At 65.6% G+C, this 25,930-nt stretch carries 26 protein-coding genes and 2 tRNA genes; 3 read left to right on the top strand and 25 right to left on the bottom strand.

Annotation, left to right across the window (positions count from 1 at the left end; genetic code table 11):
- Nucleotides 1-82: 82 nt before the first annotated feature.
- The 11 genes from HKW67_RS04875 to HKW67_RS04825 all read right to left on the bottom strand — a co-directional run bounded on the left by HKW67_RS04875 (nt 83) and on the right by HKW67_RS04825 (nt 10,543).
- Nucleotides 83-424, bottom strand: a complete 342-nt coding sequence (locus HKW67_RS04875) for an HIT domain-containing protein (protein WP_171224321.1) — start codon at nt 422-424, stop codon at nt 83-85.
- Complete coding sequence (locus tag HKW67_RS04870) at nt 424-1,206, bottom strand: RsmE family RNA methyltransferase (protein ID WP_171224320.1); 783 nt, start codon at nt 1,204-1,206, stop codon at nt 424-426. The genes HKW67_RS04875 and HKW67_RS04870 overlap by 1 nt, the downstream gene beginning before the upstream one ends.
- The gene (locus HKW67_RS04865) at nt 1,179-2,024 is read right to left on the bottom strand and encodes a 50S ribosomal protein L11 methyltransferase (RefSeq protein WP_171224319.1); all 846 of its coding nucleotides are present in this window, start codon (nt 2,022-2,024) and stop codon (nt 1,179-1,181) included. The genes HKW67_RS04870 and HKW67_RS04865 overlap by 28 nt, the downstream gene beginning before the upstream one ends.
- Entirely contained in the window at nt 2,017-3,147 is a 1,131-nt protein-coding gene (gene dnaJ, locus HKW67_RS04860; protein WP_171224318.1) for a molecular chaperone DnaJ, read from the bottom strand. Before dnaJ ends, HKW67_RS04865 begins: the two co-directional genes overlap by 8 nt.
- 150 nt (nt 3,148-3,297) lie before the next feature.
- Entirely contained in the window at nt 3,298-4,341 is a 1,044-nt protein-coding gene (hrcA, locus tag HKW67_RS04855) for a heat-inducible transcriptional repressor HrcA (protein ID WP_171224317.1), read from the bottom strand.
- Nucleotides 4,342-4,351: 10 nt separating this feature from the next.
- A complete protein-coding gene (gene hemW, locus HKW67_RS04850) occupies nt 4,352-5,506 on the bottom strand; it encodes a radical SAM family heme chaperone HemW (RefSeq protein WP_171224316.1) in 1,155 nt (384 codons plus the stop codon).
- Nucleotides 5,503-6,564 (bottom strand): DNA-processing protein DprA, encoded by a 1,062-nt coding sequence (dprA, locus tag HKW67_RS04845; RefSeq protein WP_171224315.1) that lies wholly within the window; start codon nt 6,562-6,564, stop codon nt 5,503-5,505. The genes hemW and dprA overlap by 4 nt, the downstream gene beginning before the upstream one ends.
- A complete protein-coding gene (gene obgE, locus HKW67_RS04840; RefSeq protein WP_171224314.1) occupies nt 6,542-7,564 on the bottom strand; it encodes a GTPase ObgE in 1,023 nt (340 codons plus the stop codon). Before obgE ends, dprA begins: the two co-directional genes overlap by 23 nt.
- 105 nt (nt 7,565-7,669) lie before the next feature.
- Nucleotides 7,670-8,359, bottom strand: coding sequence for a carboxymuconolactone decarboxylase family protein (locus HKW67_RS04835; protein WP_171224313.1), 690 nt, complete (start codon nt 8,357-8,359; stop codon nt 7,670-7,672).
- A 13-nt stretch (nt 8,360-8,372) separates the two neighbouring features.
- Complete coding sequence (locus HKW67_RS04830) at nt 8,373-9,512, bottom strand: asparaginase (RefSeq protein ID WP_171224312.1); 1,140 nt, start codon at nt 9,510-9,512, stop codon at nt 8,373-8,375.
- 59 nt (nt 9,513-9,571) lie between these two features.
- Nucleotides 9,572-10,543, bottom strand: a complete 972-nt coding sequence (locus HKW67_RS04825) for a DMT family transporter (RefSeq protein WP_171224311.1) — start codon at nt 10,541-10,543, stop codon at nt 9,572-9,574.
- 70 nt (nt 10,544-10,613) lie between these two features.
- Between HKW67_RS04825 and HKW67_RS04820 the strand changes: the two genes are divergently transcribed.
- The 3 genes from HKW67_RS04820 (at nt 10,614) to HKW67_RS04810 (ending at nt 11,918) form a co-directional block, all read left to right on the top strand.
- Complete coding sequence (locus tag HKW67_RS04820; RefSeq protein ID WP_171224310.1) at nt 10,614-11,609, top strand: bifunctional heptose 7-phosphate kinase/heptose 1-phosphate adenyltransferase; 996 nt, start codon at nt 10,614-10,616, stop codon at nt 11,607-11,609.
- A 41-nt stretch (nt 11,610-11,650) separates the two neighbouring features.
- Nucleotides 11,651-11,724: transfer RNA gene (locus tag HKW67_RS04815), tRNA-Ile, on the top strand.
- Between the two features lie 120 nt (nt 11,725-11,844).
- Nucleotides 11,845-11,918 (top strand) — tRNA-Val (locus tag HKW67_RS04810).
- An 82-nt stretch (nt 11,919-12,000) separates the two neighbouring features.
- On the opposite strand, the gene hflX is transcribed toward HKW67_RS04810, so the two are convergent.
- From hflX to HKW67_RS04740, 14 genes are all read right to left on the bottom strand, one after another.
- Entirely contained in the window at nt 12,001-13,302 is a 1,302-nt protein-coding gene (hflX, locus tag HKW67_RS04805; protein ID WP_171224309.1) for a GTPase HflX, read from the bottom strand.
- A gap of 77 nt (nt 13,303-13,379) precedes the next feature.
- Nucleotides 13,380-13,826: an LEA/WHy family protein gene (locus HKW67_RS04800; RefSeq protein ID WP_171224308.1), complete on the bottom strand. Its 447-nt coding sequence runs from the start codon at nt 13,824-13,826 to the stop codon at nt 13,380-13,382.
- A 153-nt stretch (nt 13,827-13,979) separates the two neighbouring features.
- Nucleotides 13,980-15,296, bottom strand: a complete 1,317-nt coding sequence (locus HKW67_RS04795) for a replication-associated recombination protein A (RefSeq protein ID WP_171224307.1) — start codon at nt 15,294-15,296, stop codon at nt 13,980-13,982.
- Nucleotides 15,293-15,850, bottom strand: a complete 558-nt coding sequence (locus tag HKW67_RS04790; RefSeq protein ID WP_171224306.1) for a hypothetical protein — start codon at nt 15,848-15,850, stop codon at nt 15,293-15,295. The genes HKW67_RS04795 and HKW67_RS04790 overlap by 4 nt, the downstream gene beginning before the upstream one ends.
- Before the next feature lie 8 nt (nt 15,851-15,858).
- A complete protein-coding gene (locus tag HKW67_RS04785) occupies nt 15,859-17,100 on the bottom strand; it encodes a CCA tRNA nucleotidyltransferase (protein WP_269141392.1) in 1,242 nt (413 codons plus the stop codon).
- Nucleotides 17,101-17,162: 62 nt separating this feature from the next.
- Nucleotides 17,163-17,915, bottom strand: coding sequence for an SDR family NAD(P)-dependent oxidoreductase (locus tag HKW67_RS04780; protein ID WP_171224304.1), 753 nt, complete (start codon nt 17,913-17,915; stop codon nt 17,163-17,165).
- 86 nt (nt 17,916-18,001) lie between these two features.
- Nucleotides 18,002-18,607 carry a D-sedoheptulose-7-phosphate isomerase gene (locus tag HKW67_RS04775; protein WP_171224303.1) on the bottom strand — a complete coding sequence of 202 codons (606 nt, stop codon included), beginning with the start codon at nt 18,605-18,607 and terminating at the stop codon, nt 18,002-18,004.
- 31 nt (nt 18,608-18,638) lie between these two features.
- Nucleotides 18,639-19,382, bottom strand: a complete 744-nt coding sequence (locus tag HKW67_RS04770; RefSeq protein WP_171224302.1) for a tyrosine-protein phosphatase — start codon at nt 19,380-19,382, stop codon at nt 18,639-18,641.
- 61 nt (nt 19,383-19,443) lie between these two features.
- Nucleotides 19,444-19,812: a hypothetical protein gene (locus HKW67_RS04765; RefSeq protein ID WP_171224301.1), complete on the bottom strand. Its 369-nt coding sequence runs from the start codon at nt 19,810-19,812 to the stop codon at nt 19,444-19,446.
- On the bottom strand, nt 19,809-22,592 hold the full coding sequence (gene alaS / locus HKW67_RS04760) for an alanine--tRNA ligase (RefSeq protein ID WP_171224300.1): 2,784 nt from the start codon (nt 22,590-22,592) through the stop codon (nt 19,809-19,811). Before alaS ends, HKW67_RS04765 begins: the two co-directional genes overlap by 4 nt.
- 42 nt (nt 22,593-22,634) lie before the next feature.
- Nucleotides 22,635-23,273 (bottom strand): regulatory protein RecX, encoded by a 639-nt coding sequence (locus tag HKW67_RS04755; protein ID WP_171224299.1) that lies wholly within the window; start codon nt 23,271-23,273, stop codon nt 22,635-22,637.
- 157 nt (nt 23,274-23,430) lie between these two features.
- Nucleotides 23,431-24,507: a recombinase RecA gene (recA, locus tag HKW67_RS04750; protein ID WP_330998924.1), complete on the bottom strand. Its 1,077-nt coding sequence runs from the start codon at nt 24,505-24,507 to the stop codon at nt 23,431-23,433.
- A gap of 101 nt (nt 24,508-24,608) precedes the next feature.
- Nucleotides 24,609-24,974 (bottom strand): YraN family protein, encoded by a 366-nt coding sequence (locus tag HKW67_RS04745; RefSeq protein WP_171224298.1) that lies wholly within the window; start codon nt 24,972-24,974, stop codon nt 24,609-24,611.
- Nucleotides 24,975-25,031: 57 nt separating this feature from the next.
- The gene (locus HKW67_RS04740; RefSeq protein WP_171224297.1) at nt 25,032-25,817 is read right to left on the bottom strand and encodes a glycerophosphodiester phosphodiesterase family protein; all 786 of its coding nucleotides are present in this window, start codon (nt 25,815-25,817) and stop codon (nt 25,032-25,034) included.
- Nucleotides 25,818-25,930: the final 113 nt, after the last annotated feature.

The raw sequence follows: 25,930 nt of genomic DNA, 5'->3' as shown, positions 1-25,930 counted from the left end.
AGAACGACAGCCTTAAATCCTACCCAGCCCGAGGAGGGAGGTCAAGGCGCAAAGTACGATAATTCCAGAGGGATACGACCAATTATCCCGGCGGCCACTGCATCGCCCGGCCACCCAGCACGTGCAAATGGAGATGGTGTACGGTTTGACCGCCGTCATTCCCGGTATTGGCCACCACCCGATACCCCGTTTCCGCCAACCCTTCCGACCGGGCAACCTCGGCCGCCAGCAGCAGCAACGCCCCGAGTTCGGCCGCGTCGGTGGCCTCGGCCAGCGAGGCGACGTGACGCCGCGGAATGACGAGCAGGTGCGATGGCGCCTGGGGATGGAGGTCGCGAAAGGCGACTGCGTGGTCGTTGCTGGCCACCAACGTGGCGGGGATCGTTCCACCGACGATGCGGCAGAAGATACAGGCGTCGGACATCAGGACTCCCGAAGCGGAGAAGGAGAGGCGGCCACGGCACCCAGCGCCGTCCGGGCGATGGCCAGCGCCGCGACCGCGGCAGTCTCAAACCGGAGGACGGTCGGCCCCAGTCGAACCGGGCGGAAGCCGGCGGCCACCAGCGCCTCGAGTTCATCCGCTTCGATCCCGCCTTCCGGCCCGATCGCCAACACGATCGGTTCCTGCAGGGCCGCCGCAGCGGGACCAACCATCGGGGCTCCCGCTGGGTCAAGCACAACGCGGTCCCCGGGAGGCGCCGCCAGCAGCGCGCGCTCGAGCGGCGCCTCGGGAAAGGGCTGCGGAAGCCAGGCCCCTTCCGACTGCGCCAGCGCGCTCGTCATCCGAGCCATGACCTTTTGCTGGAAGGCGACGCCCTCCCCGCGCGGTGAGACACTGCGCGAGCGTCGCCACAAGACCGGCCGCCAGCTCGTACAGCCCAGCTCACACGCCTTTTCGGCTAACCACAACATCCGGTCGCGGTCGGCCACGGGCACGAGCAGGTGCACCTCCGGAAGCGGCGCGACGATCTCGACGTCGCTGATCTCGACGTAGGCCTGTGTCTTCGTGAGTCGCACGAGCTGACCGGCTCCGACGTGTCCCTGCCCGTCACGCACGCCGACCACCGCACCCGAGTCGAGCCGCAGCACGCGCATGTGTCGCGCGGCGTGTTCATCCAGCACGCACGTCGCCCCGACCGCAAACGCTTCGGTCGTGACGAAGTTCGGTCGTCCGGCGGCTACGCCCTCGCGATCGAGACCGACCACCAGATGTCCTCCGCATCCTCATCGAGCACGCGCCAGCCCGTGGCAGCGAGGACGCCCAGCATCTCCTCGCGCTCCTCCTGTAGGATGCCGCTCAGGATCGCACCGCCATCCTCCGTGAGCGACTCCGCGATGATCGGCAACAGTTCGACCAAGACGGACGAGATGATGTTGGCCAACACGACCCGGACGGGCGCCAACAGTGGCAACAGCGCACCGGCGTCAGCCTCAAAGACATGCACGCGATCGGCGACGCCGTTGCGAAGCACATTCTGCTCCGCGTCAGGAATGGCTTCGCCGTCAAGTTCGACGGCGTACACGCGGGACGCCCCGAGTTTGGCGGCCGCGATGGCCAAGACGGCACTTCCCGCGCCGAGGTCGGCGACGATATCACCATCGCGCATGACGGTCGGCAGCAGTCGGACCACGCCGCGCGTCGTGGCGTGCTCGCCGGTGCCGAATGCCATCCCCGGCTCGATCACGATCGTACGGGCCGGATCGCGGCCCTCGGCAAGCCACGGCGGCGTGACGGTGAGCGACCCGAGATCGTGCGCGTTGATGCGCGACTTCCACGCTTCGCTCCAATCGATGTCGGGCACCGGTGCCGTCTCGATCGTCACGCCCTCGTCGGCTTCGGTCAGCGCCACATGAACGGCTTCGAGATCGGTCGACGGCGGGAAGTGCGTGACCAGCGACGTTCCGTCTTCATGCACGCCCTGCGCGCCAACCGCGAAAAGCGCGGCAAGGCAGGCCTCTCGACTACCGACTTCGCCCCCCGGGCTGACGCGCACGCTGATCCAGCGTAGCGACGCATCAAGCACCGAGCGCCTCCTTCATCTTCGACCAGAAGCCCTTCTCGCGCTGCGCTGGCGCCTGCCCTTGCAGGGTGCCCAGCCGCTCGATCACGGACTTCTCTTCACCCTCGACATCCTGTGGCGTCCAGAGCTGCACCTTCACGTGCAGGTCACCGGTCCCGGACGCATTCACGCGCGGCAATCCGCGTCCGCGCAGATGAAACACGGTGCCACTCTGCGTGCCCGTGGGGACGCGCAGCGAGAGATCACCCGTCAGACCGGGAACGCGAATGTCGGCGCCGAAGACAAGCTGTGAATACGTGACCAGCGCTTCGCAGAAGAGATCCTCGCCATCGCGATCGAAACGTTCGTCGTCCTCCACCTCGAACACCACGAGCACATCGCCCTTGGTGCCACCTCGCGGCCCGACGTTGCCCGCTCCACGGAGTGTCATGTACTGCCCGGTCGCGACGCCAGCCGGTACCTGAATCTTGAGCGTGCGCTCGGCCCGCGCGCGCCCCTCACCACGGCACTTCTTGCACGGCGACGAGACCACGACGCCCTCACCGGCGCACGTCGGGCACGGCGCGACCGACACGAACTGGCCGAAGAATGAGCGCTGGGCACGTCGCACTTCACCGGCGCCGCCGCAGGTGTTGCACGTTTGCGGCTTGGTGCCCGGCTCGGCGCCAGACCCTTCGCACTTGTCGCACGCCTCGAGCACTTTGAGCACAACGGTCTTCTCGACGCCCGTCGCCACTTCGGTCAGCGTGAGCGGCAGGGGCAGCTTCACATCAGCGCCCGTGCGCGGCCCATTTCGGCGCCCACCACCCTGACCCCCGAACAGGTCGCCGAAACCGCCGAAGTCGCGCATGAAGATGTTCAGCGCCTCCGACAGATCGACGTGTTCGTACTGCTGCTGCTGCGCCCCCCGGAGGCCCGCCTCGCCGTACCGATCGAAGGCGGCGCGCTTCTGCGGATCACGAAGCACGTCGTACGCCTCGGTGATCGTCTTGAACTTCTCCTCGGCCTCCTTCGCGCCCGCATTGCGGTCAGGGTGCCACTGCATCGCCAGGCGACGATACGCCTTCTTGATGTCGTCGTCAGATGCATCGCGCGGCACATCAAGTACCGCGTAAAAATCGGCCATGTCGAAATCCGGAAAAACGCGCTGCCAGTGGGCCGCGCAGTCGAACGACGGGTGCCGGAAACCGGACGCCCGTCGGTGAACTCAAAGTCGTACAGAAACGCCTATCGAAATATCGACCGTTCCGCCCGCTTGAAGCGAGGGGAGGGACGGTCAGCAGAGCAAATCGGACACGAGTCGGGAAGTGTGACCAACCAGCGCGATCACCTTGTCATACGGCATTCGCGTGGGGCCGATCACGCCGATGACTCCACTCAGGGAGCCGGCCTGATACTCGGCCGTCACGACGGTGAACGGCTCCAGTCGCGGGTCGCCATGCTCGTTTCCGATCGTGATCGAAATACCGTTCGCCCCTGGTTTCGCCTCGAGCAGCGAGGCGACCTGTTGCCGGGTTTCCGTGAGCTCGATCAACTGCCGCAGACGCTCACCGCTCGCGAACTCCGGCTGATCGGCTAGCAACGACGGCTGACCCAGCACCACCGTCTCCAGCGGATCGGCCACGCGGCCGAACACCTGCTCCCCCTCCTGAACGAAGATGTGCAGGAGCTCGGCGGTTTCCGGCTTGAGATGCACATCACGGAGTCGTGACGCCAGCGATGTGCGCACTTGCTCGAGCGTGAGCCCGGAGAGGCGCTCGTTGAGCACGATCGTGACTTCAATCAGCGCCTCGTCGGCGATGACGCCCGGAACCTCGACGAACACCGTGCGCACGGCACCGCCCTGCAGGGTGAGCACCATCAGCAGGCGCTCAGACGACATGCGAACCAGCTCGACCTGCCGCAACGTCGCCCGTTCGAACCGAGGGCCGAGGGCGACGCCGAGTTCCTGCGTGAGTACCCCGAGCGATTGGGCCGCTCGACGAAGAATCGCTTCGATCGCCGACCCGCCGGCGGAGATGTCGGCGTGCAAGCGTCGCTGCGCATCGCCGGTGATGGTCTCCACCCGCATGAGCGAGTCGACGTACACGCGGTAGGCCTTGTCGGTGGGAACGCGTCCGGCCGACGTGTGCGGGTGAAAGAGATAGCCCTTCTCTTCCAGATCACTCATCGTGTTTCGGATGGTCGCCGGAGAGATGCCCAGACCAAAGCGACGCGATAACGTGCGCGAACCCGCAGGCTCGGCCGTTGCCACGTAGCTATGGATCACCGCTTCCAGTACCTGCCGCTCCCGCTCGGAGAGCTCCCCGCTAATAGCCATAAGTGTAACGCTACGAACGACTTCGAAGTGCTGTCAAGTCGACGGCCAGGGCATCGAGCCGAAGCCATCCGGAGGCGGTGCACCGGATGTGAGATCCGGCGGTTCCAGGTACAGACTCGATCCACCCCTGCCGACGCCACGTGGCGACGCGGGCTTCCTCACCATCCCGAAGCTCCAGTCCGTCGATCGTGCGTAACCCAAGGTACACCATCTCGGCCTCACGGTTCGGTCTGGTGAGCGTTTCCGCACCTTCCATTGGGTCGAGTCCATCAGACAACGCCGCTTCCCAGGCCACCAACGCCGCGCGATTCCAGCGACGTTCCGACCCGTCGAAGCCGTGCGCCGACGGCCCGATGCCCAGATACGGCACGTTCTGCCAATACGCGCTGTTGTGTCGCGCGCGCCGGCCGGGCCGGGCGAAATTCGAGACTTCGTAGTGCTCGAAGCCGGCGCCCCGCAGTCGCTCATGCGACTCGAGAAACTGGCGCTCGTAGAGATCTTCGGGTGCCTCCTCGAGCTCGCCACGGGCCTGCCATCGCCCAAGCGGCGTGTGCGGTTCGATCGTGAGACCGTACAGCGAAATGTGATCGGGCGCGAGCGCCAGCAGGCGCGTGATGTCGCCGCTCCAATCGCGCTCCAGTGTGGCGGGCGTCGCGAAGATCAGATCGAGCGACATCGCGTCAATGCCGCCGTCGCGCAGTGTATCGACCGCGCGCACCGCGGCATCCGCGTCGTGCACGCGATGCATCCACGACAGCACCCGGTCGTCGAAGCTCTGTACCCCAAGGCTTACGCGATTCACACCGGCTCGACGCCACGCCGCCACGGCGTCCGGTGATACGTCTTCCGGGTTCGCCTCGAGCGTGACCTCGGCATTCGCATCCCATCGAACGTGCTGTCGCAGTGTTTCGAACAGGCGCTCGATGCCCTCGCCGCCCAAACGCGACGGTGTGCCGCCACCGAGATAGAGCGTATTCAATACGTCGCATGACTCGGCGGCGCCTCGAAGGCGAAGCTCGGCGTCCACCGAATCCGCGAAGGCACGCCACGGCACCAGTTTGCGCACCGCGATCGCGAAGTCACAGTAGTTGCAGCGGCGCGCACAGAACGGGACGTGCAGATACAGATGCCGATATCCCACGGGTGTGGCCGGCGCCGCACTCACGAGGCGCCGACGGACGGGTGCACCTGCCCTGATGGACCAAAGTGAACGAGTCCGTCGATTTCGAGCGCGCTGAGAACGGCGGCCGCTTCGCGGGGCCGCAACTGGGCGGCAGCCGCAACCTGGTCGATGTCTCGCGCCCCGCGTTGCACGGCGTCCCAACAGCGCGCGGCATCGCCATCGAGTGCCACATGTGTGGAGCTCGACCGATCGACGCGCAACAAGGCCAGCACATCATCCACGTTCAGAATCGGCTCGGCGTGCATCTTCAGGAGCGCGTTGCTGCCCAGCGACGACACCTGGTCGATTGCATTCGGTACGCAGGCAACTGTACGATTCAATTCGAGCGCGTGATCGGCGGTAATCAGTGCCCCGCTGCCTTGCCCGGCTTCGACTACGACCGTGAGATCGGCCAGCGCCGCGATGATGCGATTCCGACGGGGGAACGTGCCGCCGTGCCCTGTGTCACCAGGCCTTTGCTCGGTCAACAACAGGCCGTCGCGCGCGATGCGTTCCTGCAGGGTGCGATGTGAACGCGGGTAATGCACGTCGAGGCCCGTTCCGAGCACCGCGACGGTTCGCCCGCCTGCTGCTAACGCCGCCTCGTGCGCCGCGCCATCAATGCCGCGAGCCAATCCGCTCACGATGGTCACACCGGCGCGGGCGCATGCGGTCGCAATGGCACGCGCCACCCGCAGTCCGTATGCCGTCGCCGCGCGGGTACCCACAATGGCCACAGCAGGCGGATGCGCGCTGGCCAACGTGCCCTGCGCGTAAATGACCGGCGGCGCATCCGATAGCTCGAGCAGTCGCGCGGGGTACCGATCGGATCCGGCCACGAGCGCCTCTCCACCAATGCGCTGCAGGTCCACGAGGATGCGGTCGGCGGCTCGCCGTGCATCGTCACGTCGCGCCGCGTCCACGGACGCCAGCGCGCGCGAGACGTCGCCATGTCGCGACAGAAGTCGCGCCACGCCGACGTCGCCGAGCCCGGCGACCTGACGCAACGCGATCACATCGCGCGCGTCCGCCGCATCGTCAGGGAAGGAACTGCGCGTCACGTGCCGGCTTCTCGGCTTCCACGCGCATGGCGAGCAGTTCACGCCACCACGCGTCGAGCACCACATCGAGCCCCATACGTCCGGCCGCGCTGATGGCGTACTTACCGAACGCGCCAGGCGCTTCGATGTCCGGCACGTAGTGTTCGCCCAGCAGATCGAGCTTGGTGAAGACGACGCAAAACGGCTTGGCCGCGAGTTCAGTGGAGTACGAAGAAATCTCGTGACGCAGCTGATCGAGTTCCGCCTGCCAGTCTTCCGCGTCGATGGGGATCATGAACGCGAGCATGCGCGTGCGCTCGATGTGTCGCAGGAACCGAAGTCCAAGCCCCTTGCCTTCGGAGGCGCCTTCGATGATACCCGGAATGTCGGCCACCACGAACGAGCGGTGATCGCTGAGCGGGACCACGCCGAGGTTCGGCGACAACGTCGTAAACGGATAGTCGGCGATCTTCGGGCGCGCCGCCGAGATGACCGAGAGGAGCGTGCTCTTGCCCGCATTCGGTTGACCGACCAGCCCGATGTCGGCGATCAGCTTGAGTTCGAGTTCGAGCGTACGGGCTGTTCCTTCCTCACCCGGCTGCCACTCGCGCGGCGACTGGTGCGTGGGCGTGACGAAGAAGGAATTTCCCTTGCCGCCGCGCCCGCCCTTCGCCACGAGAATGGTGTGGCCATCCTCCATGACTTCGCCCAGAAACTCCTGCGTTTCGGCGTCGCGCACGACCGTGCCGGGAGGCACCGGCAGCACGATGTCTTCGCCCGAGCGGCCGGTCCGATTCGACCCTTCGCCGTGCTGTCCGCGTTCGGCCTTCCAGGCATCGCGATACGTGTAGTCGAGGAGCGTGGTCAGGTTCCGATCGCCGCGCACGATTACGTCGCCACCACGTCCGCCGTCGCCGCCATCAGGGCCACCCATCGGCGCGAATTTCTCGCGGCGAAACGAGGTCTGTCCTGAACCACCGGTTCCTGCTTCGACCTTCACGAGTACGCGATCTACGAACATGAATCACTTCCGAAACGAGAGAGGCAGTCGGCCACGGGGGCGCCGCCAAAAGAACTTCGATTGCACTGCATGCTGATGGTCCTGCCGTACCACTGAAACGCCACCTTACTTCCCCTGCACGCGCGCCCAGAGGCCGAGGTAGCGTCGCATGTCGTCATCGCCGATCAGCGGCGAGACCACGTGCAAGGCGGCCGTTACCACGCCGGCCGCGGCTCCCGCGTTCAGCGCACCGTGCAGATGCGAATGCAGCTGACGGTCTTGTCTGGCGATCGCGCACGCGGCGACCACGCACAACTCCCGGCGCGCCAGATCGAGCAACGGTCGGCCGAGCACTTTGCCGTATCCCTCCGTGATCATCCACCGATCCAACGCCGGATGGAGTCCACGAATGTTCATGCGCAGCCGATCGTAGAATTCGCCGTACACCGTGGCGCACGTCGCCTCGCCACGCGCAACAAAATCCAGCACATCACCTTCACCATCTTCGGCCGGCGTGGGTGCGAGGCGACCGGAGATCCGCCGCCAGTCCCGCGCCGCATTGAGCGCTCGCGGAAAACCGGCGAACAGGTACGTCTGAAGAATGACTTCCTCGACCCAGATCGGATCGACGCCGCCGTTCACCTCCGATAGCTCCGCACGAACTTCCGCCTCGCTGCCGCCGGCCAGTACCGCCGCAAGCCGAACGAGCGCCGCGGTCTCCGCATCGAGTGTATCGAGTGTAACCGACACGTGACGGCGCGCTGTCATCGAATCAACGCCGGCGGTCTCGCGGGTACGCAGGTCTCCCTCGCTCATGCGTGCCCCGCCATCATGAGTCGTCACTGCAGGCGGGCGCGCCCAGCGACGCCTCACTCACAAACACTTCGCCGACCTGCTCGCCACGCGTGTTCCGGACGGTCCGCACGGCGACATCGCGCAAGCTCTCCGGCAACGGCAATGGCAATCCGTCGTACTCGGCCAGCATCGCCAGCACGGCGACAAATTGCGCCCGCTGCGATCCGTCTTCGACCTTGAGGGCAAAGCCGATCCCGCGGTCGATGATCGCGAACGTATGCACGCCCTCCGCGCCGACTTTACACAGAACGTTCCCGCCGACCGCCTCCATCAGACGTGTATCGAACCGATCGCTACCACCGACCAGGAACGGATGCGACGTCATGGCGTGAACGATACGCCGGCTGGGTTCGTCGCCGTGAGTCGACGCGTGCGCGAGTCGGGCATAGGAGAGTGCCATATTGGCCAGCGGGAGCGAAAAGACGGTCACGCCGCAGCCGTCCACCGCAACACCGACCTGCTCGGGCATCATTCCCGCCCACGTGGCGACCGTCTCGTGCGCCGCCCGCTGCACCGTATGCGCCGCCTGCTCGTACCCGCTGGTCGGTTCGCCAAGCAGCACCGCCCGCGCCAACATCGCGGCGTGCTTTCCCGAACAATTGTTGTGCAGGCGAGTGACCCGGTCGCCCGACTCGCGAAGCATCCGTGCGCCGCGCGCCGCCAGTGGTTCATGGGCACCACAGGCAAGATCACCTTCTTCCAGACCGATGCCGGACAGCATCGACTCGGCCAGCGTGACGTGCTCTGGCTCGCCACCGTGCGATGCACAGGCCAAGGCCAGCTGGCTCGTTCCCCAGCCAAGCCGTTCCAGTCCGCCCGCACGTACCAGCGGCATCACCTGAAATGGCTTGGCACACGAACGCCACCACGTTTCGGTGTACGGATCGCGTACTCCCTCGAGCAGCGTCCCGTTGGCGTCCACGACGGCCGCATGGACGCGATGCCGTGACTCGACCTTGCCGCCGCGCGTGACCACCACGTCGAAGCGACGTTCTCGAAGCGGGGCGGCAAACACCACCGGCGTCGCCGATGGATACGGCCCCTGTGCGGACGCGCCCTCCATGTCGGCGCGCGGCGCGGCAGCGCCTGAATAAATCGATCGAGTCTCGCTCACCCCCGAAAGATAACCGGGTCGGGGGAGTCGAGTCGGATCAGACGACCATTCGGCCCTGGTCAGCGCTTGGCAGCGGCTTGGGCTCGGGGCGAGGCGAGAAGGACGCCAGCCAGGACGAGCGCCCCACCGACGACGGTGCCGACGCCCGGCACCTCGGCGATCCCCGGGAGGAGCGCCGCCAGGATCGTGGCCCCGATCGGCTCACCCAGCGTCGTGAGATTCACCACAAACGCCGGCAGGTGGCCAAGCGCCCAGTTCATCCCGGTGTGCCCGAGTAGCATGGGGCCGATGGCGAGGCCCGCAAAGATGGAGAGCTCGCGACGCGGCTGCGGCAGCAGGACCTCGCCGCTGGCCAGCGCGATCAGCAGGCAGGTGATGAACGCTGCCCCATAGGCGAGGGAGACGTACGGCCACACCCCAACGCGCTGGCGGAGGCGGCGTCCGATCAGGTAATACAAGGCAGCGGTGACTGCACCCACGAGCGCCAGCATGTCGCCGAAAAGCGCCCGGCCGCCGCCGGCTGCGGCAGAACCGCCGGTGATCGCGGCGATGATTCCTGTCAGTCCTCCGGGGACGTCGGCCAACCCGACCACCAACGCGCCGACCACGGCGAGGACGACGCCAAGCCATTGGCGTCCAGAGGGAGATTCGTGAAGCCACAGCGCCGATACACTGGCGATCAATACGGGCTGCAGATTCACCAGCGCGACAGACGCCGCCACGCTGGTGTAGCGCAGCGACGCATTCCAGCTCCAGAAGTGGAGCGCCAGCAACACACCGGCACCGGCTGCGAGCAGCAATTCCCTACGGGACAGCAGTCGCCACTCTCTCCAAGAGCCCGTGAAAAGCAAGGCCGCCGCGACGATGAGCATCGACAAGCCCAGTCGCCACGTTGCGATTACGATGGCTGAACTCGCGGACAGCCGGATCAGCGGTGCCGCAAAGGAAATACCGATCAGCGACGCGGCCAGAACGAAGACTGGCGAGCGGCGCGAAACGGGGGGTTCGCTGGGAGAGGACGAGGCGGGCATCGCGGCGGGAAGAGGCACGGGAATGGCACGACCGGTGACGAAGCTAATCGGTGCGACTAGCTTCCCCGCCATGACGCCCACCATCTCCCGCGCTCGGCTCGAGGCATTGCTGGCTGACGCCGGCTCGCAGCACGTGGTCATCATCGGCGATGCGATGCTCGATGTGTACCTTCGCGGTGACGTCGATCGCATCTCCCCTGAGGCGCCCGTTCCCGTCGTGCGCGTTCGCGACCGCAAGCTGGCCCTCGGTGGCGCCGCCAACGTGGCGCAGAACGTGGCCGCGGTTGGCGCGGGGTGTGATCTCGTGGCCGTGGTCGGTGAGGACGTGGCCGGTAACACCCTGCGCGAGCGCCTCGAGTCCGGACGAATGGAGTCTCGGTCGCTGGTCACGGTCGCCCGGCCCACCACGACCAAGACCAGGGTGATGGCGCGCTCCCAGCAGCTGGTGCGCTTCGACGAGGAGGATGACGCGGACCTCGACGCCGCGGATGTCGCGCGGGTGCTCGAGGCCATCGAAACGGCCATGCCGCACGCGACGGCGCTCGTCTTCGAAGATTACAACAAAGGCGTGCTTGTTCCGGCGGTCATCGAAGGCGCCATCGCAGCCGCGCGCGCGCGCCATCTTCCGATCGTCGTCGATCCGAAGTTTCGCAATTTCTTTGCATATCGTGGTGCCACCGTCTTCAAGCCCAATCGTCGTGAGCTGGAAAGCGCGCTTGGCGCGGCCGTCGATCTCGAGCATCCTGCCGCGTTGCCGGAGACCTTCGCGCGTCTCGGCGTCGAGCACCTGCTGTTGACGCTGGGTGAACGGGGCATGGCGCTGGTGTCGTCAGACGGCGTGGTGCATCGCGTCCCCACGACCGCCCGAGAGGTATACGACGTGGTTGGCGCCGGCGACACGGTAACCGCGTATCTGGCCACCATGCTCGCGGCTGGTGCTACCGCACTCGAGGCAGCGATCGTGGCCAACTACGCCGCGGGGGTTGAAGTGGGAAAGCTTGGCGCTGCCACGGTCACACCAGCCGAAGTCCTCGAAGCGTACGACGCGCACATTGCGGACGCTTGACGTACATTTGCCATAGGCGGAGGCGGAGGATCGCCACGTTTGGTCCGGTAGCTTAGTTGGTTAAAGCGCTCGACTCATAATCGAAGGATCGTGGGTTCAAGTCCCACCCGGACCATTCGCCTCGGTGCCCTGCACCGGGGCGTTTGTCTTTCGCATCGGAAGGGGCTTCCCACCGCCGTTCCCCTCCGTTACGTTCTTGATCCGCGCTTCGAGTTGTCGAGCGCGGAACGGTTTCGGGCGTGTAGCTCAGCTGGTTAGAGCGCTGCTTTCACACAGCAGAGGTCCGGGGTTCGAGTCCCTGCACGCCCATCGCAACGTGGTTGCAAAGAGAACGGCCGGTCATCATCGCTGATGACCGGCCGTTTCTGCATTCAGTCCCTTCGACGACCGATCAGAACACTTCCGCCGGTGCGACCGGCGCTTTGACCCGTTCGACGCCGCGGATCACGGTGATCCGCGCGCCAGCCTGCCTCAGGCGACCGATTGTGCGGTCGTCGAGACGCGCCCGCAGCACGATCACGTCCTCGTCGGTGCGCTGATCGAGCACTTCGCCATCACGATGCATCTCGGCGATCATCCGTCCGTTGGCCGCCGGCAACCGAACTTCAAGGACCGGACGCTGACGACGCAGACTGTCCAACAGCGAGGCGCGCAGCCCGTCGAGACCGCCCGGCTCAATGGCCGACACGAACAGCGAATTCGGGATGAGGTTCGCCACGCGTTCACGCACGGCCTCTGCTTCGTCGGGGGGCAGCAAATCCATCTTGTTCATGATGTACAGCTTGGGCTGATCGGCCAGCCCGAGATCGGCGAGCACACCGTCCACGACATCGCGCTGTTCTTCCCAGACCGGATGACTCGCGTCGATGACGTGCAACAGCAGATCCGCTTCCTTGGCCTCGGACAGCGTGGCCCGAAACGACGCGACCAGATGGTGCGGCAGCTTCCGGATGAACCCCACGGTATCGGTGAGAAGCACCGTGTATCCGTCTCCGACATCAACCTCACGGGTGAGCGGATCAAGCGTGGCGAACAGACGGTCTTCCACGAACACCTGCACGTCATTCGCCATCTGGCGCAGGATCGATGATTTGCCCGCATTCGTGTAACCGACGAGGGCCACGCGGTAGTGCGACTTGCGTCCCTCGCGCTGGACTTCGCGGGCGCGCTCGACATCGGCGAGGCGCTCCTTCAGTACCCGAATGCGATGCTGAATGAGTCGGCGGTCGGTTTCGAGCTGCGTTTCACCCGGGCCACGTACGCCGATGCCACCGCGAAACTTCTCGAGGTGGGTCCACATACGCGTGAGTCGCGGCAACAGATACTGCAGCTGCGCGAGTTCCACCTGCATGCGGGCCTCGCTCGAGCGCGCCCGCGTGGCGAAGATATCGAGAATCAACTCGGCGCGATCCATCACACGCGTGCCGACGATGGCTTCGACGTTCTTGCCCTGCGCTGGCGTCAGTTCATCGTCGAAGAGCACCAACGTAGCGCCCAGCTCGTTGATGCGAAGCTTGAGCTCCTCGACCTTGCCGCTGCCGAGGTACGTCGCGGGATGCGGGCGATCGAGCGCCTGCGTCAACCGGCCCACCACGATGGCCCCGGCCGTGTCGGCAAGTCGGGCGAGTTCCTCGAGGTGTTCGTCTGATTGATGACGGGCATTGCCACGCTTCGACGGTGCACTGACAAGCACCGCGCGCTCGACTGGCGGCGTGAGGGAGATGATCTCGCGGCTGATGTGCGTCTACCTATCTGAGTGGGCGAAGCCGATCAGCGTCCGTTGCCGGACACTGAGGAGTACCGTCCCGTCCGGTCGTATGGACGGGTAAAATTGCCGAGCGGCGTGGAGACGGTGAAATCGCCGCGGACGCGATAGTTCACTGTGCCCGCGGTCAGCAGTGACCGACCAGCCGCGCCGAGACCAGCGTAGGTGAAACGTACCGGCAAGCGCACCAGCGAGGAGTCCTGCTCCGGCACCACGAACCGTCCATCGAGCGCGCCACTTCCCAGCTTGATGGTATCGACATCGACCTGATACGTCATGCTCAGCGCGTCGAGCTTGTAGCCGTTCGGGTTGTAGACCGAAAGCACAACGTCGACGCTGCCCCCGGTGAGTCCGAGACCAGTCACGTTGAACTCACGCAGGGTCACCACTGGTTCCTTGAACGACGCGCGTCCAAGCGTGGCGCACGCGGCGGCGCCCGTGGTTAACGCCACGACCGCTCCTGCTGTCATCCAGCGCCGTACAGCCCTCGTCATGCGCATCTCGTATCCCCAGAGCTGAAAGGTCTGTTCACATCGTACCGGTGGTGCCAGAATCGACGACGCACCGTGTGCATGAGTGGTACCCGTCGCCTCGATCGTGTTCCGTCACTCGACAACAGGCGGCCCGCCGCGTTCCGCCCACCACGCGAGACGTTTGGCGATCTGCTTCTCTTCGCCGACGGATAACGGATGATAGTAGGTCTGCCCCTGGAGTTCTGGCGGCTGATACGGCTGCGCCACGAACGCTCCGGGGTGATCATGCGGATACTCGTACGGTACGCGGCGATCGGGGTCGGCGCGCAGGTGCATCTCGGAATTCAACAAATGTGCGGGAACCGGTACCAACGGCGACTCGGCGGCGGCGGCACGCGCTGCCGCCCATGCGAGGTACAGTCGATTCGACTTCGGCGCCACCGCGCAGTACACGGCCGCTTGCGCCACCGCCCGTTCACCTTCGGCGGGTCCAAGACGGCGAAACGTCTCCCAGGCGGTCATCACGATGCCGATCGCTTGCGGATCGGCGAGGCCGATATCCTCCGTCGCCATGGCGGCTAAGCGACGCAGGAAGATCTGCGGGTCTTCGCCGGCCTGAAGGCCGCGCGCCAGCCAGTACAGTACGGCATGCGGGTCACTGCCTCGCAGCGACTTGTGAAAGGCCGAGAGCACCGCGTTTCGGTCGACGTCGACGCGATCGTAGCTCACGACTCGAGTCCCGAGCGCGTCCGCCAGGGCGTCACGCGTCAGCGCGGCGCCCGCCGGCAGTACCTGTGCGACTGCCTCCAGCGCCCCGAGTGCACGACGCGCGTCACCGTCCGACTGCTCCGCGAGCCAGCGCAGCGTGTCCGGATCCGCCTGCAAGCGTTGCGCACCCAGTCCGCGATGCTCGTCGGCCAGCGCCCGCGCGCACACGCTGACCACATCGTCGATCGTGAGCGGACGGAGCGCATACACCCGAGACCGAGACAGCAACGCTCCCACCACCGCGAATCCGGGCACCTCGGTCGTCGCCCCGCACAAGGTGATGACACCGTTCTCGACGTGCGGCAGCAACGCATCCTGCTGCGACTTCGCCCAGCGATGGATTTCATCGATCACGACCAGCGTACGACGCCCCTCGTAGCTGCGACGCTTCTCCGCTTCAGCAACGATCTCGCGCAGACGGGGGATACCGTCCGTGACTGCGTTCAAGACGACCACGGTTTGCTGCGTGTACCGACCGATGAGACTGGCGATCGTCGTCTTCCCCGTCCCACTCGGACCGGTCAAAATCACGCTGCCGATCGTCCCGTTCCGGATCGCGTCGCCGAGGGGCCGTCCGGGAGCGAGCAAATGCTGCTGTCCGACGACGTCCTCGAGGCGCTCAGGGCGCATTCGGGCAGCCAGCGGTTCCGGCGAACTCGCCGCGAACAGCGTGGCGCTCATGGAGCGCTCACACGAAGACCCGGCTGCAGTCCGAGTCTCGCCACCGCGGACGTCAACGCGGTGGCGAGCTCCGGCGACGTGGCCAGCGACGTGCGAGACGGCACCCAGACCGCAGCGGGGGGCTCGGCCCGTTCCGAAAGCCCCAGCCCGTCAAGCAGAAAGTACCACCGATCCGAACGCGAGTAGATCACGAGTAGCAACTCGGGCGTAAGCGACAGCTGATCGTCCGGCCCGAACACCGACATTTCCACGCCTCCGTACGTCGCCAACGGAAAGCGCAGCCGACCGAGCGCATCGCGCAGATCTGGCAGCGCCACGTCGAAGCCCTCCCATTCTGTGCCGCTTCGCAGATCGCTCATCACGACATCGACGGCGGGATCGAGATGCAGCGTCAGGGCGTGCATCAGGTCGACGGCGCGCTCAGCCGTCGTCCCGATTCGGGCGACGTACACACCGGCATCCTTCGATGCGACAAACCAATCCGAGACTGGACGGAAGCGTCCGGCCTCGTCATTACCCGACGGCGACATCTCGTTGCGCAGCTGGAGATTCATGCGGCTCGTCAGGCGGATTCGAAGAGTCGGGCGTAGTCGCGAGCTGCCTCGAGCAGCGCATCCCGCGTGTTGAGCGCAGGTTCTTCAATCACCCGCTGCAGCAGGGCATGCAACAATCGCCCCAAGGCCGGACCGGTCGCGATCCCTGCGCTGCGCAGATCATCGCCGTCGAGCGCGAGATCGGCCAGCTCGATGGGTTCGCGGAAGGCGATCGTGAGCATGCGTCGGTGGAGCCGACGAACCAGCGCCGGGTTCACTCCTCCGGTCGCAGTCCAACGAGCGGCCGCCAAGCGCACAAAGGCCGCCACCCGCAATCGCCCGACGCTCGCCGCCAGGCGTCGCAGCTCGGCATCCTCGGGTAAGGTGCCCGCCGCCACCGCCTCGGTGAGCGACGTCGCGAACCGGCTCCAACGATCCACGAGGGCCGACACGTTGGCCGTGTCTTGATTCGAAAAGCGGAGGTCGCGCAGCGCCCGCTCGGCCGGCTTGCCGCCGACCTCGCTGAACAGCGCCGCGATGCGCAGGGTCTTCCGGAGCGGACGACCGGCCAAGCCCGGACGAGGTAGGGCGTCGATGGCGCGCAACGTCTCGTCACCCACATCGGCGAGCGCCGGCACCAGAGAGGCGAACGCTCCCGCGTCTCGCCAGCGAACGAACGCCGTCGACGGGGCGAGTACCTGCTCCATCGTCTTCTCGAGTTCCTGCTTGACCCGCTCAGGAGACAACCGGTTCAGAAACGGTGCACTCTCCACGATCGCCGTCCAAGTGTCGGGCGCGATCTCAAAACCGAAGCGGGCCGCGAAGCGGATCGCGCGAAGGGCGCGCAGCCGATCCTCGCGCATCCGTGCGTCGGCGTCGCCGACTGCTCGTACGACCCGTCGGGCCAGATCGATCTGGCCGCCGAACGGGTCGTGCAGTCGATGATCGATCGGATCGTACGCAATGGCGTTGATCGTGAAATCGCGACGCGCCAGGTCCTCGTCCAGTGAAGCGCCGAACTCCACCACGGCGTGTCGACCGTCGGTCTTTACATCCCGGCGAAAAGTCGTGACCTCATGCATGAGGTTGTCGCGATCGAGCACGCCGATCGTTCCGAACTCGATCCCAACCGGCACGGTGCGACGGAACAGCTTCCGCACCTGGGTCGGCGTCGCGGCTGTGGCGAGATCCCAGTCGAGGTGGGCTTCCCCCAACAGCGCATCGCGCACGGCTCCGCCGACGCACCAGGTTTCGAATCCCGCCCGCTGCAGAGTGCGAGCGATTTCGATGACCTGGCCGGGGGCGCGAAGGTTCGGGTCAGACGCTGAGCTCGCTATCCGCAGAGCACGCTCCCACCGTTCACATTCAGGATTTCGCCCGTCACGTGCCGAGCCAGGGGGCTGGCCAGAAAGAGAATCGGTCCGGCAATGTCCGACGGCGATGCGACGCGCCCCAACGGGATGGCGGCCTCGATCCGGTCGCGACCGGCAGCGAACGGCTTCTCCACGGCCTCCGTATCGACCCAACCGGGCGCCACGGAATTCACGGTGATATCGCGACCGCCGAGCTCGACCGCGAGCGACTTCACGAACGAGATCATAGCGCCCTTGGTGGCCGCGTAGTCGGCGTGCCCCGCCTCACCGCGCTGCCCCGCGGTGCTGGACACGAAGATCATGCGACCACCGTCGCTCATGACCCGCGCTGCCGCCCGCGCTCCATAGAACATGCCATCGAGGTTGGTGGCCATGGTGAAGCGCCACCGGTCGTCGTCGAGCAGGGAAACCGGCAACGGATCCGGCGGCCAAAAACCAGAGTTTCCCACATAGATATCCACACCGCCAAGCAGCATCACGGCTTTATCCACAAAGGCATCGTTCGCCTCTTTTGTGGACAAATCACCCATGTGCGAAAAACAATTCACTTTGTGATTTGTGAGATCGGCGATCACCTGTGCCGCCTCGTCCGCACGACTGCGGTAGGCGATTCCCACATCGGCCCCGGCCTGCGCGAGCAGACGCGCCGCGGCGGCGCCAATCCCTCGAGACCCGCCCGTGACCAGCGCTCGCTTCCCTTTCAATGAAATCACGCCGAGCCTTCCCGGTGAAAGTACATGAGACTATGTGGACTAACTCTTTTTCTGGTAGGACTTAGAACGTATCGGCAAACAGCTTTTCAAAGCGTCTGTTCGATCGCGTCACAGATCGCGTGCTGGATGCAGAGATGAATCTCCTGCGCCCGATCGGTCCGATCCGTCGGTACCACAATCGTGTGATCGGCCAGCAGACGCAGGGCGCCGCCGTCCCGCTTCGTCAACGCCAGCACCGGGATGCCCTTCTCCCTGGCTGCCTCAGCCGCGCGCAGTACGTTCGGAGAATTTCCGCTGGTCGAGTGAATGATCAGGAGATCTCCACGTCTTCCGAGCGCCTCGACCTGCCGAGAAAAAATGTGATCGAAGCCGAGGTCGTTTCCTGCGGCGGTAATCAACGATGTGTCAGTGGTCAGGGCGATCGCCGGGTAGGCGCGACGGCTTCGCATGTACCGGACGACATACTCCGTTGCCATATGCTGGGCATCGGCGGCCGATCCGCCATTCCCGCAAAACAGCAGCGTTCCCCCCTGACCTACCGTTATGCGCACCATCTCCAGCGCGCGCTCGATCTCCGGCGCGAGGTCACGCACGACGCGCTCGGCAGTCGCGGCCAGCTCAGTCAGGGCGGCGAGCAATGGGGCGACGGCCGCGTTTGGCGGGTTCTGAGGGCCTTGATCGGCGTGGGTCATAGGCTGGGTATTGGTTCAGGTATCGATCGCCTCAGCGACCGAATATGCGCTTGATGCGTCCAACCAGGCCGTCCCGAAGGGGCGGGACCGGCAGCGGATCCTCGTCGCCCAGCACCCGCTCGGCGTTCGCCCGAAGCAGTAGGTCCATCTGCTCGTCGGCTCCCCGCTCGGCGAGCCAATCACGTGCCGTGCCCAGCGATCGGCCATCGCCGTGATTATCCGATGCGAGGATGTCGATCAGTCCATCGGCCAGCATGGCCTTTGCCAGATCAGCCGGCACCCCACGTCCCATGAGGACTGAGGCGTCGGTTTGGATGACCACGCCGAGCGCTCGCCACTCCCGCACCAGCTCCAGCGTGCAGCCGAAGTATCGCTCCGGATGCGCCAGAATCGGCGTCCTCCCGCTCCGGGCAATCCGACGGAGCTCGGTCGTCGCCCCTCGAGGCAGTCCGCCGCGGGTGAATTCCACCAGGAGCGCGCGGGAGTTCCCCAGGCAGAACTCGGGAGCCGTCAGGTCGACCCCCGGGCTGTCGAGCATGATCTCCCAGCCCAGGCGAATCTCCAAGCCGACCGGCGCCACGGCCCGCAGCTGCTCCAGCAGTTCGCAGTGACGCGCGTAGGGCGCGCTGGCGGCCTGACTCGCATTGAGATGCGGCGTGCAGACCAGCACCGTCACGCCCTGCGTCGCGAAACGCTGAAGCACGGGGATCGAGACCTCCAGCGACGGCGAACCGTCGTCGACGCCCGGCAGCAGGTGCGAATGAATGTCGATCATGGGGCGTCCCTCCTGCTGACGTGGCGCGGCGATGCGGCGAACATCGCTCGCGGGCGGCGGCTCAGGCGCCCAACGATCCGGGGAGCGCCGCGATTCTGGCGAGTGCGCGAGCGGCACGAGCATCCATCAGCGCTGGTTCGTCGGCGGCCGCTTGGAAGGCGTAGGTCACCAGCGAATCGACCGCGAGCAGGTCGAGCGCGGTCGTTCGTGATGTCGACCCAGACGCGAGCAAGGCGTCGAGCAATCGCTCGCCCGCGTCGAGGCACGCCTCCGGTACCTGCTGCACCGGCAGATGCGCGAACGGTTCCAGCAACGCGGAGAGCCGAACGCGGAGCCCTTCTGGGGGCGCCGGTGTCAGGCCATCAAACCAGCCGCCAACCGTAGTCACGCTCGTGTCCGTGGTGCTCACCGTGCCGTTCGTCGCGCTCACCCGGCGGCTGCCAGGCGAGCGAAGATCTCTGCAGCGGCGGCGATCGCCGCGTCCAGCTTGTCGGCCTCGACACCAGCCTGGGCCATGTGCGGCTTCCCACCGCCACGCCCTCCGACGGTCGCCGCCACCTCACGCACGACGATATCGGCCCGCAGCCCACGATCGCGCGCGTCGTCAGTGGATACGGCGAGCAATGCCCCCTTTCCGTCGGCCAACACGGCGCCCAACACCGCGACACCGCTACCGAGTGCCTCGCGGAGCGAATCGCCGAGCGCCTGGAGTGCCTTCACGTCGACGACCTCAACACGTGTGGCGATGAAACGGACACCGTGCACTTCGGTGGCCTGCGCCGCCAGTTGTTGCGCAACACCTCCGCCGGACGCGCCGCCACGCATCGCTTCATCGAGACGCTTCTCGAGCTGCTTCCGTTCGTCGATCAGCGCGTCGATCTTCTTCTCGATCTGCTCGATGTTGGTGGCCGTACCGGCCATCGGCACCTTGAGGCGCGTCGCCACCTGCACCAGGGCGCGCTCGCGATCGGCGAGGAACTGAAACGCCCGCGGTCCGGTCACGGCCTCGATTCGACGAACACCAGCCGCCACGCCGCCTTCCGACACAATGCGCACCAGGCCGATCTCGGCCGTGTTCTTCACATGCGTGCCGCCGCACAACTCGACGGACAACGCCGGAATCTCCACCACGCGCACCACGTCGCCGTACTTCTCGCCGAACAGCGCCATCGCGCCCTGCGCGACGGCATCCGCGTACGCGGACTCGCGCGTGTTGACGGGCGCGGCAGTCCATACGCCAGCGTTCACCTGGGCCTCGATGGCAACCAGCTGATCGTGCGTGAGCGGACCGTGGTGCGTAAAGTCGAAGCGCAAACGATCGGGAGACACGAGCGAGCCAGCCTGGTGCACATGCTCACCGAGCACATGTCGCAGCGCCGCGTGCAGCAGGTGCGTCGCCGTATGATTGCGCTCGGTGTCGTGACGACGCTCGCGCGGCACCACGGCGTGCGCCGGACCAAACGTGATCTCACCGGTGGCCGTGCCGATGGCGGCGATACGTCCGTCGAGCTTCTTCACCTCGGAGACGCTCACCGACCAGCCAGCACCGGTGATGGTGCCGTGATCCGATACCTGCCCGCCCGACTCCGCGTAGAACGGGGTCTCGCGTAGCATGACCGCCACGCGTCCGTCCGGCAGTGCGCGCACAGCCGTGACCACGGTCTCGGCCTCGGTCACGTCGTACCCGACGAAGCGGCCAAGCTTGGCCGCATGCTGCTGATCGTGCGTCCACTGCGTCGGATCGCCGAAATCATCGGCGCTCACGGTGATCTGCCGCGACTTCCGCTCGTCCTGCGACTGCTTACGCTGCGCGGAGAGAGACTGCTCGAACCCAGCGATGTCCACCAGATAGCCGCGCTCACGAGCCATGAGCTCGGTGAGGTCGATCGGAAAGCCGAAGGTGTCGTACAGCCGGAACGCGTCTTCACCGGACAACGTACCACGCATGGTCGTCGAGCCTTGCGTCGATGCCGCCGGCGCCAGCTCTTCGAAGCGCGTCATGCCCGCGTCGATCGTGGTGAGGAAACGCTCCTCTTCGGCGCGCGTAGTCTCGAGGATGTGCTTGCGACGCACATGCAGCTCGGGATACAGGTCGCGCATGGTCTCAATTACCACATCGACGACATGCACCAGCGTCGGCTCGCGACGACCGAGCAGCCAGGCGTGACGTACGGCGCGGCGCAGAATGCGACGCAGCACGTAACCGCGGCCTTCGTTGCTGGGGAACACACCGTCGGCCAACAGGAACGCGGTCGCACGCGCATGGTCGGCGATCACGCGGAACGACGCCGGATCGATCTCACGGCCGTCCTTTCCGACCGCCGAACCAAGGCCGACCCCCGGACGATACGGGTAGCCGATGCCGACGATCTCCTCGACCTTTGCGATCAGCGGGCGGAAAAGATCGGTGTGAAAATTGTTTGTCACGCCCTGCATGACGGCGGCGATGCGCTCCAGCCCGGCGCCGGTATCGACGGACGGCTTGGGGAGCGGCACCATCGTTCCGTCCTGCTGCCGGTCGAACTGCATGAAAACCAGGTTCCAGATTTCCAGGAAACGACCGGCTTCCGCACCCTCCACGAAGGCGTCGAGCGAGTAGTCCTGAATCTCCGTGTTCGTCCACTCGCCGTGCGCGTCCTTGGGGAACGCCCAATCGGGGGCCATGTGGGCAAGATCGACGTAGATCTCGGTGCACGGACCGCAGGGACCGGTGTCGGCCATCTGCCAGAAGTTATCCTTCGCCCCGAGCCCGTAGATGCGGTTGTCCGGCACGTTGGCGACGTCCTTCCACAGCTGCCGCGCTTCGTCGTCTTCGTGGAAGACGGTCACCCGCAGGTGCTCACGCGGGATCTTCAGGTCTTCGGTGATGAACTCCCAGGCGAAGCGGATCGCATCGCGCTTGAAGTAATCGCCGAACGAGAAGTTGCCGAGCATCTCGAAGAACGTGTGGTGGCGCGCCGTATGCCCGACCTGTTCGAGGTCGTTGTGCTTGCCTCCGGCCCGAACGCACTTCTGCGACGTGGTCGCTCGCCGATTACCATCGGGGGCGTCCTCCATGCCGAGAAACACCTTCTTGAATTGGACCATCCCTGCGTTCGTGAATAGCAGGGTGGGATCATCGGCCGGAACGAGCGCGGAGCTCGGGCGGATGGCGTGGCCGTTCTTCTCGAAGTAGGCCAGGAATCGGGAGCGGATTTCGGACGCAAGCATAGGCGTGCAAATATAGACGACAGCGCGTGCAATGTGCGGGGTCTACTCGCTCTCGATTTCAGATTGCCGTCCGAGCACCTCGCGCAGCACCTGTCCGATCACGCTGCCGCCAAAGCCGCGGCGCTGCAGAAACGCGACCAGACGTCGTCGAAGGACCGCCGGCTCCTTGGAACCGAGGGCGCGCACTCGCTTCTCCGCTAGCGCGCGGCACGCCGCCAGCTCATCGAAGCCGTCTTCACTGATGGCTGCGGTCACGGCGTCGTTTACCGTTCGCCCTTCGACGCCTTTGCGCCGAAGCACCTGCCGCACTTTGGCTGGAGCCTCGCCGCGTCGGAGCCGAGCGGCCGCCTCCGCGTGCGCGACGTCTTCGTCGGACAGTACGCCGATGGCGGTCAGGCGGTCGAGCGCCTCGGCGATCAGCGCGGCATCCGGCTGCACCCGCCGGAGACGAATTTCGAGCTCGCGGCGCGTTTTCCGACCACGGGCGAGCGCACCCACGGCGCGATCGCTCAGGTCCGTGATAGCCGACTCTCGGACAAGGTAGGCCACCGCCTCGGCATCGAGTTCTACGCCGGAACGCGTGGCGCCGGTCTCGGTCAGCGCGCCGATCGCCACCGTGAAGATGCGTCCGTCGGCGAGCGTGAGGACGAATCGTCCCGGCCGACGCGACGATTCCAGCACCGTCTTGACGGTGCCGGGCCCGGTCCCTGGCTCAGGAGCGGGTACGAAAAGAGCCGAGGGGCTACTCACAATGAGCCGTGGTGATCCGGGCACCACTTCACATCGCAAGCCACCCCTCGGCCCTCTTTTCGTTCACACATGCGGCAGATACCGCGTACTACTCCTCGGTCTCTTCAGGCGCGCCAGGTGCTTCGGCCGCCTTCACGCCAAGCAACACCTTGACCTTCTCTTCGATCTCGGCCATGAGCACTGGGTTGTCCTTGAGGAACATCTTCGCGTTTTCACGGCCCTGCCCGATGCGCTGCGTGCCGTAGCTGTACCAAGCGCCAGCCTTGTCGATGATGCCGGCCTCTGAGCCGATGTCGACGAGCAGTGACGTGTGACTGATGCCTTCCGCGTACATGATGTCGAATTCGGCCTGCTTGAACGGCGGCGCGACTTTGTTCTTAACGACCTTCACGCGGACATGCGAGCCGATCACCTCTTCCTTGTCCTTGACGGGTCCGATGCGACGGATGTCGAGGCGCACCGAAGCGTAGAACTTGAGCGCCTTTCCACCGGTCGTCGTCTCCGGATTACCGAACATCACACCGATCTTTTCGCGCAGCTGGTTGATGAAGATCACCGAGGTCTTCGAGCGCGCGATCGCGCCTGTCAGCTTTCGCAGCGCCTGACTCATCAAGCGCGCCTGCAGACCGACGTGGGAGTCGCCCATGTCGCCTTCGATTTCCGCTTTCGGCACCAGCGCGGCGACGGAGTCGATCACGATGACGTCGACGGCACCGGAGCGCACGAGGATTTCACAGATCTCGAGCGCCTGCTCACCGGTGTCGGGCTGGGAGATCAGCATGTTCTCGACATCGACGCCGAGCTTCTTGGCGTACTCGGTGTCGAGCGCGTGCTCCGCGTCGATGAAGGCCGCCACGCCGCCCAGCTTCTGCGCGTTCGCCACCACGTGCAAGCAGAGCGTGGTCTTACCGCTGGATTCCGGTCCGTAGATCTCGGTGACGCGGCCGCGCGGAATGCCGCCCACGCCGATCGCCGCATCGAGATTGATGGCGCCAGTCGGAATCGATTCGACACGCACTTTCGAATCGGTACCGAGGCGCATGATCGAACCCTTGCCGCAGCTCTTTTCGATCTGTGCGACTGCGAGCGCCAGGGCCTTGCGCTTGTCGTCTGACATCACTGTGCCCGCCATAGATACCGCCGTCGTGAGTGGTGAAGCCGCCATGCCCTGGCTCGCGAGAATCTACCGGGAACGCGAGCAGGGCCAAGACCCGAATAAAATACGAAGAACCTTCCATGTGGACAACTCCCCTGCACTGTCTGATTTCAGGGCAGTAGAAACGCATTCTCCACGTGCTGAACTCGGACATTCTGACCGGAAATAAGGATTCCGACCACGTCGAAGCGATACGTCAGCTCCGGAGTACCGTGTCGATCCACCCAAACGCGGGCGCTGCGGCCGAGTTCCCGGCGTTTCCGGAAGTGCACCGCCTCGACCGGCTGTCCGAACGCCTCCCCGCGCCTCGCCTTCACTTCCACGAACGCAATGTCGTTTCCGCGTCGCATGATCAGGTCGATATCGCGATGCCCGCTGCGGAAACGATGAGCGACGAACTCCCATCCATCGCGCCGCATCCACCGCGCCGCGATGCGTTCACCCAACAGCCCGAGCGCCTGTCGTTGTTTCGTCATGGGCGCACGTTACGGTGACCGCCCACATCGTGTGTCACCAGAAGTGCGCCGGCGAGCTCAAACGAACGCGGCGCGTGTGCGCGCGGCGAGAATGGCCGCGGGATCGTCGCTGATGATTCCCTGCGCGCCCTGGGACCAGAGTTGCACCGCCTTCTCTGGCGCGTTCACGGTCCAGATGTGCGTGACCACGCGCGCGCTGCGCACGGCTCGCGTGATCGCTTCGATCGGCAACGGGAAGCCGTTGTAGGTCGGCGGAATGCACAGCGCCTGATACCACGGTGATGGAATAGAACGACGCAGCAGCGACGGCAGCAGCAGTCGCGCCACGTCAGGTGTACTTGCACCAAGGGCGAAGCCTTGCCCGCGCAGCGGCTGGGTACTGGCGGATTCGAAGCCGGCCACGATCACGCGCTGCTGGATGCGATGTCGGATGATGGCGGCGAGCAGCGCCGCCGACGCGGCCGGCGTCTTCAGCTCCACGATCAGCGGCAGCGTGCTCGGCAACGACTCGACCACTTCGTCGAACGAGGGAATCACCACGCCGCGATGACGCCACGGAAAGGTGCGACCACCGTCCGTCGTGAAACGCGCTCCGGCGTCATGTGCACGGAGGGTTGCGTACGTCTGGCTGGCGACGGCTCCACGCCCACTGGTAGTCCGGTCGATGGTCAGGTCGTGCATGAGCAGCAAGACCCCATCGCTCGAGACCTGCACATCGAACTCGACGGCATCGACGCCAAGTGCCACTGCCTCCCGCAACGACTCGAGGGTGTTCTCTGGCGCGTGCGCGCGATTGCCGCGATGTCCGATCACCGGCCGGGCGTTCAGGTCGAGCAGGATCATGCTGCAAGATAGCGCGAATGCACGAGGGGGCGGCGCACCGTGTGCACCGCCCCCTCGTCAACTCCGTGCCGTCTCCGTCGTGCACCGGGCATGTTGCCCGCCCGGTGCACCGC

This window comes from Gemmatimonas groenlandica (genome assembly GCF_013004105.1).
Classification (GTDB): domain Bacteria; phylum Gemmatimonadota; class Gemmatimonadetes; order Gemmatimonadales; family Gemmatimonadaceae; genus Gemmatimonas; species Gemmatimonas groenlandica.
Note: the sequence above shows the minus strand (reverse complement) of the source record. Positions and strands in the feature narration are given on the sequence as shown.